The 13,862-nt window shown below is 52.7% G+C and carries 12 protein-coding genes, 6 tRNA genes and 3 other RNA genes; 14 read left to right on the plus strand and 7 right to left on the minus strand.

What is annotated here, in order from left to right; all coding sequences use genetic code 11:
• Positions 1-109: 109 nt before the first annotated feature.
• Positions 110-1,300, plus strand: coding sequence for a NupC/NupG family nucleoside CNT transporter (locus ACPXSQ_RS10650; protein ID WP_014594244.1), 1,191 nt, complete (start codon positions 110-112; stop codon positions 1,298-1,300).
• Between the two features lie 225 nt (positions 1,301-1,525).
• Entirely contained in the window at positions 1,526-2,287 is a 762-nt protein-coding gene (locus tag ACPXSQ_RS10655; RefSeq protein ID WP_105082234.1) for a nucleotidyltransferase domain-containing protein, read from the plus strand.
• Between the two features lie 143 nt (positions 2,288-2,430).
• Here the strand turns inward: ACPXSQ_RS10655 and ACPXSQ_RS10660 are convergent.
• Together ACPXSQ_RS10660 and ACPXSQ_RS10665 are read right to left on the minus strand one after the other, a co-directional pair.
• Positions 2,431-2,506: transfer RNA gene (locus tag ACPXSQ_RS10660), tRNA-Ala, on the minus strand.
• Positions 2,507-2,552: 46 nt separating this feature from the next.
• A tRNA-Ala gene (locus tag ACPXSQ_RS10665) sits at positions 2,553-2,628 on the minus strand.
• Between the two features lie 360 nt (positions 2,629-2,988).
• Here ACPXSQ_RS10665 and ACPXSQ_RS10670 point away from each other — a divergent pair.
• Both ACPXSQ_RS10670 and ACPXSQ_RS10675 read left to right on the plus strand, forming a co-directional pair.
• Positions 2,989-3,777 (plus strand): formate/nitrite transporter family protein, encoded by a 789-nt coding sequence (locus ACPXSQ_RS10670; protein ID WP_013026630.1) that lies wholly within the window; start codon positions 2,989-2,991, stop codon positions 3,775-3,777.
• 112 nt (positions 3,778-3,889) lie between these two features.
• Positions 3,890-4,243, plus strand: a complete 354-nt coding sequence (locus ACPXSQ_RS10675) for a YfeC-like transcriptional regulator (protein WP_024471562.1) — start codon at positions 3,890-3,892, stop codon at positions 4,241-4,243.
• Positions 4,244-4,379: 136 nt separating this feature from the next.
• On the opposite strand, the gene gltX is transcribed toward ACPXSQ_RS10675, so the two are convergent.
• On the minus strand, positions 4,380-5,798 hold the full coding sequence (gltX, locus tag ACPXSQ_RS10680; RefSeq protein ID WP_426143654.1) for a glutamate--tRNA ligase: 1,419 nt from the start codon (positions 5,796-5,798) through the stop codon (positions 4,380-4,382).
• 270 nt (positions 5,799-6,068) lie between these two features.
• On the opposite strand from gltX, the gene ACPXSQ_RS10685 reads away from it, so the two are divergent.
• The 8 genes from ACPXSQ_RS10685 to ACPXSQ_RS10720 all read left to right on the plus strand — a co-directional run bounded on the left by ACPXSQ_RS10685 (position 6,069) and on the right by ACPXSQ_RS10720 (position 7,447).
• A tRNA-Val gene (locus tag ACPXSQ_RS10685) sits at positions 6,069-6,144 on the plus strand.
• A 47-nt stretch (positions 6,145-6,191) separates the two neighbouring features.
• A tRNA-Val gene (locus ACPXSQ_RS10690) sits at positions 6,192-6,267 on the plus strand.
• Positions 6,268-6,308: 41 nt separating this feature from the next.
• Positions 6,309-6,384 (plus strand) — tRNA-Val (locus tag ACPXSQ_RS10695).
• Between the two features lie 4 nt (positions 6,385-6,388).
• A tRNA-Lys gene (locus ACPXSQ_RS10700) sits at positions 6,389-6,464 on the plus strand.
• A gap of 31 nt (positions 6,465-6,495) precedes the next feature.
• A non-coding RNA gene (locus ACPXSQ_RS10705) (RtT sRNA) lies at positions 6,496-6,627 on the plus strand.
• A 43-nt stretch (positions 6,628-6,670) separates the two neighbouring features.
• Positions 6,671-6,802: non-coding RNA, RtT sRNA (locus ACPXSQ_RS10710), on the plus strand.
• A gap of 43 nt (positions 6,803-6,845) precedes the next feature.
• Positions 6,846-6,977, plus strand: a non-coding RNA gene (locus ACPXSQ_RS10715) — RtT sRNA.
• 119 nt (positions 6,978-7,096) lie between these two features.
• Positions 7,097-7,447, plus strand: a complete 351-nt coding sequence (locus ACPXSQ_RS10720; protein WP_013026633.1) for a FlxA-like family protein — start codon at positions 7,097-7,099, stop codon at positions 7,445-7,447.
• Here ACPXSQ_RS10720 and ACPXSQ_RS10725 read toward each other — a convergent pair.
• The gene (locus ACPXSQ_RS10725) at positions 7,444-8,364 is read right to left on the minus strand and encodes a LysR family transcriptional regulator (RefSeq protein ID WP_014605313.1); all 921 of its coding nucleotides are present in this window, start codon (positions 8,362-8,364) and stop codon (positions 7,444-7,446) included. The genes ACPXSQ_RS10720 and ACPXSQ_RS10725 overlap by 4 nt on opposite strands.
• Positions 8,365-8,459: 95 nt before the next feature.
• Here ACPXSQ_RS10725 and ACPXSQ_RS10730 point away from each other — a divergent pair, with 95 nt between their 5' ends.
• On the plus strand, positions 8,460-9,467 hold the full coding sequence (locus ACPXSQ_RS10730) for a bile acid:sodium symporter family protein (RefSeq protein ID WP_013026635.1): 1,008 nt from the start codon (positions 8,460-8,462) through the stop codon (positions 9,465-9,467).
• 55 nt (positions 9,468-9,522) lie between these two features.
• On the opposite strand, the gene ACPXSQ_RS10735 is transcribed toward ACPXSQ_RS10730, so the two are convergent.
• The 3 genes from ACPXSQ_RS10735 to zipA all read right to left on the minus strand — a co-directional run bounded on the left by ACPXSQ_RS10735 (position 9,523) and on the right by zipA (position 12,827).
• Complete coding sequence (locus ACPXSQ_RS10735) at positions 9,523-9,741, minus strand: DUF3820 family protein (protein ID WP_013026636.1); 219 nt, start codon at positions 9,739-9,741, stop codon at positions 9,523-9,525.
• A gap of 1 nt (position 9,742) precedes the next feature.
• Positions 9,743-11,761, minus strand: coding sequence for an NAD-dependent DNA ligase LigA (gene ligA / locus ACPXSQ_RS10740; RefSeq protein WP_013026637.1), 2,019 nt, complete (start codon positions 11,759-11,761; stop codon positions 9,743-9,745).
• 67 nt (positions 11,762-11,828) lie between these two features.
• Entirely contained in the window at positions 11,829-12,827 is a 999-nt protein-coding gene (gene zipA / locus ACPXSQ_RS10745) for a cell division protein ZipA (protein WP_014594250.1), read from the minus strand.
• A gap of 218 nt (positions 12,828-13,045) precedes the next feature.
• Between zipA and cysZ the strand changes: the two genes are divergently transcribed.
• Positions 13,046-13,807, plus strand: coding sequence for a sulfate transporter CysZ (gene cysZ / locus ACPXSQ_RS10750; protein WP_013026639.1), 762 nt, complete (start codon positions 13,046-13,048; stop codon positions 13,805-13,807).
• The last annotated feature ends 55 nt before the right edge of the window (positions 13,808-13,862 follow it).

The following is a 13,862-nucleotide window of genomic DNA, read 5'->3' on the forward strand; positions in this document are numbered from 1 at the left end:
GAAAATTGGCGATATTGAATACTTATATTGTGGTGGAGATCTCGTTTTTCGGTAAGCCGTTACATAGAATACGCAGCAAAATACAATCCTCCTCAAATTTGGAGCAATCATGTCCCATATTTTGCAGTTTCTTTTAGCACTAGTGGTCGTTGGCGTGCTGGCCCTGCTGGTCAGCCACGACAGAAAAAGTATTCGGGTTCGCTACATCGTACAGCTTCTGGTTATCGAGATCGTTCTGGCATGGTTCTTCCTGAACTCGGAAGCCGGTCTGGGATTCGTCAAAGGATTTGCCGGTTTCTTCGATCATCTTCTGAAATATGCCGCTCAGGGTACCAACTTCGTGTTCGGTAACATGAATGATAAAGGCCTGGCGTTCTTCTTCCTGAACGTATTGTGCCCCATCGTGTTCATCTCAGCCCTGATTGGTATTCTTCAACACTTCCGCATCCTGCCATGGGTCATCCGTGGAATTGGTACCGTGCTGTCTAAGATCAACGGCATGGGCAAACTGGAATCTTTCAACGCCGTAAGCTCTCTGATTTTGGGACAGTCTGAGAACTTTATCGCGTACAAAGATATTCTGGGCAAAATGTCTCAACGCCGTATGTACACCATGGCGGCCACTGCGATGTCGACGGTTTCCATGTCTATCGTGGGCGCTTACATGACCATGCTGCAACCTAAGTATGTTGTCGCTGCGCTGGTGCTGAATATGTTCAGTACCTTTATCGTGCTGTCGCTCATCAACCCTTACCGCGTTGACAGCGAAGAAGATCTGCAACTGCAGGATCTGCATCAGGGTCAGAGCTTCTTTGAAATGCTGGGCGAGTACATTCTTGCCGGTTTCCGCGTCGCCATCATCGTTGCAGCCATGCTGATCGGTTTTATCGCGCTGATTTCGGGCCTGAACGCGCTGTTTGACTTCATCTTCGGCGTGACCTTCCAGGGCGTGCTGGGTTATGTCTTCTACCCCTTTGCGTGGGTGATGGGCGTGCCATCAGGTGAAGCCCTGCAGGTCGGCAGCATCATGGCAACCAAACTGGTTTCCAACGAGTTTGTGGCCATGATGGATCTGCAGAAAATTGCCGGTCAGCTGTCACCGAACGCGGAGGGCATCCTGTCAGTATTCTTAGTCTCATTCGCCAACTTCTCGTCTATCGGCATCGTCGCTGGCGCCATCAAGGGACTGAACGAAGAGCAAGGTAACGTGGTTTCACGCTTCGGTCTGAAACTGCTGTACGGCTCAACGCTGGTCAGCGTGCTGTCTGCGGCGATTGCAGGCCTGGTACTGGCATTCTGAGTTCGCGTTCTGCCCACATTAAGGCGAGTCAAACGACTCGCCTTTTTTGTCACCCTCCCATCCATAACTCCTTGCCCGCCGGAACCTGAGTGCCGGGCAAGAAAGTTGACCCCATCTGTCGCCCTGATAAATACTGCCCTTGTCTGCTGAGCGGAAGATCTCGCGGTTTACCACGCACCTCCGCATCGTTCAGTTATCGACTGTGTTTGCCATACAGGAGCCATTATGAGCCTGGATCCACAGGGTTTTATCCTTACCCAGCCCTTTGCAGACGTTCAGCCCGCGTTTCAGGCTGTCATTGACGATGCCCTGGCCCACCTGAGCGCTGACTATCGGGATAGCCTGCACAGCGTTTATCTTTACGGCAGCGTAGCGTCGGGAAGCGCCGTTGAGGAAGAATCTGATTTGGACCTGTGCCTGATATTCCGCCATTCACCTGATCGGGCGCAGCAAAACAGCCTGGCCGCTCTGAAAAAGGCGCTGGCCGTAAAGCATCCGGTAGTGAGTAAAGTCGATTTTGATATCGGCACGCTCGATGAGGCCCGCGCGCCGGAGAACAGCCTTTCCTGGGGATTCTGGCTGAAGCACCATTGCCGTTGTCTCTATGGCCAGGATCTCTCTGTGCTTTTTGGGCTTTACAGGCCATCCCGCGCGCTGGCCTGGGCGATAAACCGCGATGTCACAGAGGTGCTGAGCGAGTATGCAACGCGTCTGTCCCGCGCCAGCCAGCCCTGGCAGCAGCGGCCACTTCAGCGCGCGGCTGCCAAAAAGCTGATTCGCGCCACCAATATGTTACGTAAAGATAGCGACACGGACTGGCCGCGCAGCCTTGAGGAGCACGTTGAGCGGTTCGTTGCGCGTTATCCGGGGCGTGAAGCGGCAATGGCCTTCTTTTTCGCAGAAAGTCAGGCACCACGGGCGACGGCTGAGGCGTTTATTCTACAGCTTAATGACTTCCGTCGATGGCTGACGCAACAATTAGGCTGAATTCAGGCACAACGCCAGGTGATAAACGCCTGCTGTGTTGCAGAAAGATAACGTCAAAGAGGATAAATCGCACAGGCACGCTATATACGCTTGTGTGTGGATTGACGAAGAGAAATATCAGAAAGGCTGAGAAGCCAGAGATTTGGTGGAGATAAGCGGGATCGAACCGCTGACCTCTTGCATGCCATGCAAGCGCTCTCCCAGCTGAGCTATACCCCCACATCTGGAAATCATTTTTTCAGTGCCAAACTTTTGGGAAGAAGTTTGGTGGAGCTAAGCGGGATCGAACCGCTGACCTCTTGCATGCCATGCAAGCGCTCTCCCAGCTGAGCTATAGCCCCGAACCGAAAAAACCGTCGTGTTAAGCGACGGACGGCATAATATGCAACCCCCCATGGAGTGTCAACGGCAAAATCACATTCTGTGTTTGATCGCTGAAAAAGACGGCAAACTCAGCGTGATGACGTGCGTTTGTTTCTCTCCTGTCCTTGTTAACATCGTGAAAGGAGCCTGGTTGAAGAGTAAGTTTTTATCGGTAGTTAAGTTAATTCACGGTTAAATATGTTATGGGAATTATCTTGTCTTCCCGGTAATGTCGTGTAAAACTTAGCCCGCTATCTAATACGGCTGCATGGTTTTCTCCAGCGCACCGTTCTTCAACCAGGCGTTTTCGCTCCAATACTAAAATCAATAGAGAATATATGTCGCTGCATACACCCAAAGAGATCGCCCAGCTGGCGATTCAGGCTGGCGTGGCAAAAAGCCATGCTTCCATTAGCTCCTTAATCATTCTTGGCTTCATGGCAGGTGCCTTTATTGCTACAGGTTTCTTGCTGGATGTTCATGTCATTAACTCTCTCCCTGCTGACTGGGGCTCATTTGGCGGCTTCTTAGGGGCTGCGGTGTTCCCGGTGGGATTGATCCTGACCATTCTGGCCGGTGGTGAACTGTTAACCGGTAATATGATGACGTTGCCTGTTGCCTGGTTTGCACGCCGTATTAGTGGCTACAGCGTATTACGCAACTGGTTCTGGGTAACGATTGCCAACTTCCTTGGCAGCATCGCTATCGCCTGGTTCTTTGGCCACATGCTGGCCATGACCGAGGGTGATTACCTTAAAAAGACGCTGGCGATTGCGAATGCCAAAGTCCATGCCGATTTCCTGCATGCGTTCATTTCTGGCATCGGTTGTAACTGGCTGGTATGTCTTGCCGTGTGGCTGGCCTTCGCCAGTAAAGATGTGGTCGGCAAAATTTTCGCGATGTGGTTCCCGGTCATGGCGTTTGTGGCCATTGGTTTCCAGCACGTTGTGGCGAATATGTTCATTATTCCTGCTGCGATCTTTGCCGGACAGATGAGCTGGGCTGAATATTTGCCTAACTTCGTGGCGGTATTCTTAGGTAACGCCGTCGGCGGCGCCGTTTTCGTTGGTCTGGCTTACTTCCTCGCTTTCCGCCCCGCAGCCGAGCAGCCAAGCACTGCGCAATAAACAATCCCCTGCCTTTTGTTGAGAGACAAAAGGCAATTTCGTTTCCTGTTACTTTCACGCGTTACGATTTGCTGTAATATGTATGGCTAATGTATTGAACAGGGACAGCATCGTGAAAAAGGAATGGCTAACTCCGGAAGAACTGGCAATCGAAACGGGCTACAGTCGGCAGACGGTGAACAAATGGATCAAACGCGAGAACTGGACGACCACGCCAAAACCCGGCGTTCAGGGCGGAAAAGCCAGATTGATTCATATTGATGAACGCGTGAAAAGTTTCATTCAGTCGACGCGCAACCTTAATGAACCCACGGCAAATTATACTCCCCCACCGAATTCATTACCTGCGTTATTGATAAGTTCTGTCCAGCAAATGAGTCAGAACGAGCAAGATCAGCTCACGGCGTTGATTTTGCGGGAAGGGATAAAAGGTGTGCTTGACCGACTGGGCATTCACGAACAATAAAAAAACCGGAAGCGCGATGCTTCCGGTTTTTTTTCGTCTCAGACAATCACGTCCCGCGGCCTGGCCTTCATCGGTTAATGCCAGAAAGCGCTCTGACACCATCAGGGCGCAAGCCGCCTCTCGTGGAAGAGAACGGTTACTGGCTCTGTGCTTCACGCTCAGCAATAAAGGCCAGTGCTTTTTCAATACGCTCAACGCTGCGGTTACGGCCAATGGCCTCCACCGTCACATCCAGTCCGGGAGACTGACCGGCGCCGGTGACGGCGACGCGCAGCGGCATGCCGACTTTGCCCATGCCCACACCCAGCTCATCCGCGCTCTGCTGAATAGCCTGATGCACCGTTTCTGCATTCCAGTCAGTCAATGCGACCAGCTTGTCGCGAACCACTTCCAGCGGCTGACGCGCGACTGGACGTAAATGCTTTTTCGCGGCATCGGCATCGAATTCTGAAAAATCCTGATAGAAATAGTGACACGATGCCGCCATCTCTTTCAGCGTCTTGCAGCGCTCGCCCAGCAAGGTCACCAACTTTGCCAGTTCCGGGCCAGTGCGGGTATCGATGTTCTGCTGTTCAATATGCCACTGCAGATGGGTTGCCACGTACTCGGGCGGCAGCGCATTAATATAGTGGTGATTTAGCCACTGCAGTTTTTCGGTATTAAAGGCGCTGGCCGATTTACTGACCGCATCCAGGCTAAACAGCGCCGTCATCTCTTTGACAGAGAAAATTTCCTGATCGCCATGTGACCAGCCCAGACGTACCAGATAGTTAAGCAACGCCTCTGGCAGATAGCCGTCATCACGGTATTGCATCACGCCTACTGCACCATGACGTTTAGACAGTTTCTTACCGTCGTCACCCAGAATCATCGAAACGTGGGCATAAACCGGTACCTGTGCGCCTATCGCCTTCAGGATATTGATCTGACGCGGTGTGTTGTTGATGTGGTCTTCACCGCGCACAACGTGGGTGATGCCCATGTCCCAGTCATCGACCACGACGCAGAAGTTGTAAGTCGGTGAGCCATCGGTACGGCGGATGATCAGATCGTCCAGCTCCTGGTTACTGAACTCAATCGGACCGCGAATCTGATCGTCAAAAATAACAGAGCCTTCCTGTGGATTACGGAAGCGCACTACATGCGGCTCATCAGCGGCATGATGCTCATGGCTGTCACGGCAGCGGCCGTCATAGCGGGGTTTTTCGCCGTTGGCCATCTGCGTTTCACGCAGCGCTTCAAGACGTTCTTTCGAGCAGTAACATTTATAGGCAGTACCCGCTTCCTGCATTTCATCAATGACGGCGTTGTAGCGGTCGAAGCGTTTGGTCTGGTAATAAGGGCCTTCATCCCAGTCCAGGCTCAGCCAGTTCATCCCATCCATAATAGCTTCGATGGCTTCCGGTGTAGAACGCTCAAGATCGGTATCTTCAATGCGCAGTACAAACTCGCCCTGATGATGACGGGCAAAGAGCCATGAGTAGAGTGCGGTACGAGCGCCACCTACGTGTAAGAAGCCGGTAGGGCTTGGCGCGAAGCGAGTTTTGATTTTCATTCAGTATTGCCTTAAATGCGCAGGTTCGTTGTCTGGATGACAAAAAACGGGTTAGACGCGAAAACAGTGCGCATATTCTAGCATCTGATGATGAATCCTCAATGCATGCAAGACAGCAGAGCGGCAGCAAAGCCTGTATTTCTGCTAAGAAAACCAGCACATTGGATAAAATCCCTGCGGGATGTTTAAAATTAAACCGAACGCACAATTATGTTTTAAAAAGCGTTGACTCAAAATCAACTATCCCTATAATGCGACTCCACACAGCGGGGGTGATTAGCTCAGTTGGTAGAGCATCTCCCTTACAAGGAGGGGGTCGGCGGTTCGAACCCGTCATCACCCACCATTCTTAAGAAGGTTTAAGGTGGCCCGCAGTGACAAGAGATAAGATATGGGTGATTAGCTCAGTTGGTAGAGCATCTCCCTTACAAGGAGGGGGTCGGCGGTTCGAACCCGTCATCACCCACCATATCTTAGTCAGATGACACTCTTGTGAAGCAGTACCGAAGTGGGTGATTAGCTCAGTTGGTAGAGCATCTCCCTTACAAGGAGGGGGTCGGCGGTTCGAACCCGTCATCACCCACCACTTCGGGTCGTTAGCTCAGTTGGTAGAGCAGTTGACTTTTAATCAATTGGTCGCAGGTTCGAATCCTGCACGACCCACCAATGTTGAAAGGCGCCCTAAAGGCGCCTTTTTGCTGTGCGTAAAACGTGCGGGATGAGAACCTGCTGCAGGTTCGACTGAATCGCAAAGCGATTCAGGCTGATGCGCCAGCATCACCCGAAGGGCGAGGCCCACCAGGCCGAGGCAATCCTGCACGACCCACCAAATTCAGAAAAAAGCGCCTTCAGGCGCTTTTTTCGTTTCTGTGCGCCAGTGTCTATAGTGCGGGATGAGAACCTGCCGCAGGTTCGACTGAATCGCAAAGCGGTTCAGGCTGATGCGCCAGCATCACCCGCAGGGCGAGGCCCACCAGGCCGAGGCAATCCTGCACGACCCACCAAATTCAGAAAAAAGCGCCTGAAGGCGCTTTTTTCGTTTCTGTGCGCCAGTGTCTATAGTGCAGGATGAGAACCTGCCGCAGGTTCGACTGAATCGCAAAGCGGTTCAGGCTGATGCGCCAGCATCACCCGAAGGGCGAGGCCCACCGGGCCGAGGCAATCCTGCACGACCCACCAAATTTATCCGTCCTGACGCCAGACTGTAAGAATCTTTTCGTAAAATTAACATTTTGGGGCATTAAGCTTTTGCGGCAAGCGTCCGATAACCTAAAACGTCTATTTGCAAGGAGATCATAATGACAACGATATTAACCAGCACGCCGAGTATCGGAAGCAGCAGTTCATCAGACACAACCAACTCAAGTGATACCGCATCACAAATCGCCAGCCTGAATAAGCAGATTTCTCGTCTCAACGACCAACTGAAAAGTTTGGGTGACGATAAGACGATGACCACAGAGCAGAAAAAGAAGCAGCAAGATACGATTAAGGCACAAATCCAGGTTTTAGAAGCGCAAATCCAGCAGTTACAACGCAAAGAGCAACAGAAAGCTGAAGCAAAGCAGGCGCAAAAAGAAGGTAATACTGCATCTGCAGATGGCGTTAACCGCCCGACGCAGACCAATCAACTCGATGTCTATATCTAAAACGCCGGTCTTGACTCGCGTTGTTGCGTCAGCAATCTTGCCTGCTGACGCACCTCCTGCCAGATCGCTTCGGCCGCTGGCGTTAATGAGCGATTTTTACGCTTAATTAAAGTCAGGGTGCGATTGATCTCCGGATAAAGACGGCGCACCGTCAGCGCCCGTCCTGCCGGAAGCGGTAACGCTAGCGCCGGTAAAATGCTAATCCCAATGCCGGCATCGACCATAGGAAACAGCGTTGCGGGATGGCCGATCTCCTGAACGACATTAACGTTGATATTTTGCTGGCGTAAAGCCGCATCAATTAATACCCGGCTACCTGACGCGTAATCCTGCAGCACCATCGTCCTGCCGTCCAACATAGACCACTGCGCCTGTGCTACCTCGGCAAGCGGATCGTCCTCACGACACAACAGCAAAAAAGGTTCATCCAGAATAGCGCAGCCGTCAAAATCGGTGTCGTTAAGCGGTCCGATGACGATGCCAAAATCCACTTCAGCATTGCGGACGCTTTCTAACACCCACTGCTGTACGCGGTCGTGCAAAATGATTTTTATGTCCGGATAGCTATGCTGGCTGGCAGCAAGGCACTGCGGCATCAGGTGCGCAGAGATGGTCTGACTGGCCGCGATTCGCACCGTGCCACTGCGCTGTTCACCGTAGCTGCGAATATCAAGCAGCGTCGTGTTTATCTCTTCGAGCAGCCTTTCCATGCGGGAGGCCAGCTGTTGGCCCGCCTCGGTCAGCACGACTTCGCGCGTCGTCCTGTCCAGCAGGCGAACGCCAATTTCATTTTCCAGCTCTTTTATGCTGTGGCTTACGGCCGACTGGCTCAGACCAATAGCCTGCCCTGCCTGACTAAAACCGCCGTAATGCGCTACAGCAACAAAGGTGCGTAGCTGACGCAAAGAGTAATTCATCGATTTCTCACATAGATTAATCTAATAAATCAATTTTATTTCTAAACCCACATCGCGCACAATCACCTCAGCCTAAATTTAACCGGATTTTAACGATGGGATTTTTACGTATAGACCCAATGATGATAAAGCTTATCATCACCGTATTATTGGCCTCTTTTATTCCTGCCAGAGGTCATTTTGTTGACTTTTTTCAGTACCTGACCACCGCCGCGATTGCGCTGCTTTTCTTTATGCATGGCGCCAAATTGTCGCGGGAAAAAATCATTGCCGGTAGCAGCCACTGGCGGCTCCATCTCTGGATTATGTGCAGTACCTTTGTGCTGTTCCCGGCTATCGGTATGTTAATTGTCTGGTGGCATCCGGTGAAAGTTGGTGCCGAGATTTATACCGGCTTCCTCTATCTGTGTATTTTACCGGCCACGGTACAGTCAGCTATCGCCTTTACCTCAATGGCGGGCGGAAACGTTGCTGCCGCGGTCTGTAGCGCCTCGGCATCTTCCCTGCTGGGCGTATTTATCTCTCCCCTGCTGGTGAATCTGGTTATGGACGTTAACAACAGCGGACCGGGTGATGGCCTTGAGCAGGTGGGTAAAATCATGCTGCAGCTGTTGGTGCCTTTTGTTTTAGGCCATCTGTCACGTCGCTGGATCAGCGGCTGGGTGGAAAGAAACCGGAGTCTGATTGGTATTACGGATCAAACCTCTATTCTGTTGGTGGTCTATTCCGCCTTCAGTGAAGCGGTGGTAAACGGCATCTGGAAACGGGTTGGCGTTGATACGCTGCTGTGGATTCTGGCGGGATGTCTACTGCTGCTGACTATCGTTCTGTTGATTAACTACTTTGCCTCTCGCCTGTTTGGCTTCAGCCGTCAGGATGAGATCGTAGTCCTGTTCTGTGGTTCCAAAAAGAGTCTGGCAAACGGTGTGCCGATGGCGAACATTCTGTTCCCCGCCAGCGCCGTGGGCATTATCGTCTTGCCACTGATGATCTTTCATCAGGTGCAGCTGATGGTATGTTCGTTTATTGCCGGGCGTTATAAGAAAACCAATGCGTTGCAGGCTAAAAAAGATAAAGCCGCCGTGGTGGAATCGCAGAAATAACCGAAACGCGTAGGAAATCGCTGCCTCGTTTGCTCAATATAACGAGGCAGCGTAATTACTCACCGCGCTTCAGGGGCTTCACCAGGCCTTCCAGCCCTTCAATTTTAATCGTCAACGTCAGTTGCATCAGCTCACCTAAACGTCCTGAAGGAAAGTCGCCACTGCGGGCGAACCACAGCAGGTAAGGTTCAGGCAAATCAATCAGCACCCGGCCTTTGTATTTGCCAAACGGCATGACTGTGTTAGCTATTTCAACCAGATACTGTTTGTCCATGTCAGGCTCCCAGCAGACGAATCATTTCAGCTTCATCGATCACTTCGATGCCCAGTTCCTGCGCCTTCGCCAGTTTTGAACCGGCCGCTTCGCCCGCGATAAGCAGATCGGTTTTCTTCGATACGCTTCCACTGACTTTCGCGCCGAGTTCGGTAAGGCGCGCTTTCGCGTCGTCACGGTTCATCTGTGACAGCGAGCCGGTGAGCACCACGGTTTTGCCTGCAAACGGACTGTCAATCTCTTCCGCTTTAACCACCATCACCTGGGGCCAGTTGATACCAATGTCTTCGACCAGCTGGCGAATTACGTCGCGATTGCTCTCTTCTTCCATAAAGTGACGTACGTGCTTCGCCACCACGGTGCCCACATCCTGCACTGCGATCAGCGCGTCCAGATCGGCATCCATTACCTTTTGCAGCTCGCCAAAGTGGTTAGCCAGGTTAGCCGCGGTCGCTTCGCCAACCTCGCGAATACCGAGCGCATACAGGAAACGCGCCAGCGTAGTGGATTTGGCTTTTTCCAGGGCGTCGACCACATTCTGCGCCGATTTCGCCCCCATCCGATCCAGGCCGGTTAAGGTTTCACGGGTTAATCGAAACAGGTCTGCCGGCGTCTTGACGTACTCTTTCTCTACCAGTTGATCGATAATCTTATCGCCCATCCCCTCGACGTCCATGGCGCGGCGCGAGACAAAATGTTTCAGCGCTTCTTTACGTTGGGCACCACAGATCAACCCGCCGGTACAGCGTGTGACAGCTTCGCCTTCGACGCGTTCAACATCGGATCCGCATACCGGACAGTGGGAAGGGAACAGGATTTCACGTGCGTCTTCAGGGCGTTCGCTGACAACGACATTCACCACCTGAGGAATCACGTCACCGGCACGGCGAATCACAACTTTATCGCCAATACGCAAACCAAGACGTTCTATCTCATCGGCATTATGCAAGGTCGCATTGCTGACCATTACGCCAGCGACCTGCACCGGCTCCAGGCGCGCCACAGGCGTAATCGCGCCAGTGCGGCCCACCTGGAATTCAACATCGCGCACGATGGTCATCTGCTCCTGAGCGGCAAACTTAAAGGCTACCGCCCAACGCGGCGCACGGGCGACAAAGCCCAGCTTCTCCTGCAGATCCTGAGAATCGACTTTGATCACGACGCCGTCGATGTCAAACCCCAGTTCTGCACGCTGCGCGTCAACCTCGTGGTAAAAGGCCAGCGCTTCATCCACGTTATGAACCAGACGAATACGATCGCTGACCGGCAAGCCCCACGCTTTAAACTGTTGCAGACGCGCCATATGGCTGCGCGGCATCTCGCCGCCTTCCAGCAGGCCAATGCCATAACAGAAAAACGTAAGTGGTCGTTTTGCCGTAATACGGGGATCGAGCTGGCGCAGTGAACCTGCCGCGGCGTTGCGCGGATTGGCAAAGACTTTGCCTTCGGTGCGGCGCGCTTCCGCATTCAGCTTTTCAAAGCCGTTTTGCGTCATAAACACCTCGCCCCGTACTTCGACGCGGGCAGGAATGTTCTCGCCTTTGAGCCGCAGTGGGATGGCGCGGATTGTCCGCACGTTGCTTGTAATATTCTCGCCGGTTGTGCCGTCACCGCGGGTTGCCGCACGGGTTAACAGTCCGTCTTCATACAACAGGCTCACGGCCAGGCCATCCAGTTTGAGTTCACAGCAGTAGACCAGATCGTCACTGCTTTTTAGCCGATCCTGCACGCGCTTGTTAAATGCTCTGAAGCTGGCTTCGTCAAAGGCATTATCCAGTGACAGCATGGGCACTTCATGGCGGACCTGCTCAAACACCATTAAGGGAGCCGCCCCGACGCGCTGCGTAGGTGAGTCAGGCGTAATCAGGTCAGGATGCTGTTCTTCAAGCTCGCGCAGCTCGCGCATCAGGCGGTCATATTCCGCATCCGGTACTTCCGGTGCGTCCATAACGTGATAAAGGTATTCATGATGGCGCAGCGTCGTGCGCAGTTCGGTGATGTGTTCCTGGACGGATTTCATATAACCCCATCAGATAAAAAACCCCCGACAGGCGGGGGTTTATCATAACAAATTGAAAAAGTGTGGATTAGTCCCGGGATTCAACCACATCGCGGATACGCGCTTTGTAGGTTTCCAGTTTTTGTGGCGTCATCATACGGCGCTCGTCATCGAGAACCACACCGCCCACATCGTCCGCAATACGCTGTGCGGACTGTAGCATCAGCTTAAAGTTTTGATTCGCATCGCCATACGACGGCACCATCATAAAAATAGACACGCCGGGCGTGGTGAAATCAGTCATTTCATCCGGATTGAACGAGCCAGGTTTCACCATATTGGCCAGGCTAAACAGCACAGGGCCGCTGCCCGCCGGGCTGAGGTGACGATGGAAAATATTCATTTCACCAAACTGAAAACCGGCCTGCAAAATCCCCTGTAACAGGGCTTCACCATTTAGCTGACCACCGGAATGAGCGGCGACATGCAGAACCAGCACCGCTTCTTTCGGCTTGCTGCTGGTTGCAGGGCGCGCTTCAGGTTGCTTAGGCGGCGGCGGGCTGACGACCTCAGGCGCGGGTTCAGGCTCAGCCTGATAAACGGGATTGGGCTGAACGCTATCCAGCGGGTCAGAATCCAGCAGAGGATCTGCCTGTACCGGTGGCGCAACAAAGGTTGGCTGAGGCGCGGGCTGTTGGCGTGCAGGCGCTGGCCGCGGCTGTGCGGATTCAGGCTTAGGTGCTGGCGCAAACAGGGGATCGCTTTCCGGCGCTGATGTGGCAGGCTGGCGTGCACGCTGTGGCGTTACAGGCGCGTGCTGCTCGTCTGGCTGCGTATCGCGAATATCATCGAAGTGAGGTTCCTGATGGTCGCGGGCATGGCGCACACGCACTTCACCCACGCCGTCATCAACGTCGTCGGTAAGCGTCTCATCATCATGTTCATCACGTTGTTTCAAACGTTTGTGCGGGCGATCGCGGAACACTGAAGAGCGCTCTTTACGGCTGGTCCACAGTCCGTGAATAAGAAGCGCTATAATGGCGATCGCGCCAACAACGATTAATATCAGACGCAAATCCTGCATCATTGTATTCTCTGTTGTTCCAATACCTTGCCACCGCGGCAAACTTTATTCTCTAACTGTATTTGCCCTGCCAGATAAGTGCAAGTCTGTGCAGTATTTTCTCACAAATAAGATAGACCACCCACGCTTTTTCGCTGTTTTTTTACCCAAACGGCACCTGGAGAGGTGAAAAAGCCAGGTTATAGTAGACGCGCCTTACCATCTTCAGGAGAACGGGCTTTATGGTTGTCAACAATTCGGTTTCCGCTTTTAACGGTTTGCATTACTTCAGCGAGGGCTGGAAGCTGGTCAGATTGCCCGGTATTCGACGCTTTGTGATTATCCCTTTACTGGTCAACATCCTTCTGCTGGGCGGGGCTTTCGTGTGGCTTTTTTACCAGCTTGATAGCTGGATCCCGCAGTTAATGTCCCACGTTCCCGACTGGCTACAGTGGCTGAGCTATTTGCTGTGGCCGCTGTCGGTGATTTCCGTGGTACTGGTGTTCAGTTACTTCTTTTCCACCCTTGCCAACCTGATTGCCGCCCCCTTTTGTGGGCTACTGGCCGAACAACTGGAAGCGCGCCTGACCGGGAAACCGCTACCTGACAGCGGCTGGGTAGGCCTGCTCAAAGATGTTCCCCGCATTATGAAACGCGAATTGCAGAAGCTGGGCTACTACCTGCCACGCGCGCTGGGCTTACTGCTGCTCTACTTTATTCCGGGCTTTGGGCAGACCGTCGCGCCCGTTTTATGGTTTATGTTCAGCGCGTGGATGTTATCGATTCAGTACTGTGACTATCCTTTCGATAACCATAAGGTGGGTTTTCAGCAGATGCGCCAGGCGCTGCGTCAGCACAAGACGGCAAACATGCAGTTTGGTGCACTGGTCAGCCTGTTTACGATGATTCCGGTCGTTAATCTGGCCATTATGCCGGTAGCTGTTTGTGGCGCAACGGCAATGTGGGTCGATCGTTATCGTGCGAAGCTTGCTCGTGGCACCTGAGCTAAAACATCAACTATCCTTATGCAATTTTTGGCAGGTCTTATTGCCATGAGAC

The organism is Pantoea sp. EEL5, assembly GCF_049892805.1.
GTDB lineage: Bacteria > Pseudomonadota > Gammaproteobacteria > Enterobacterales > Enterobacteriaceae > Pantoea > Pantoea ananatis.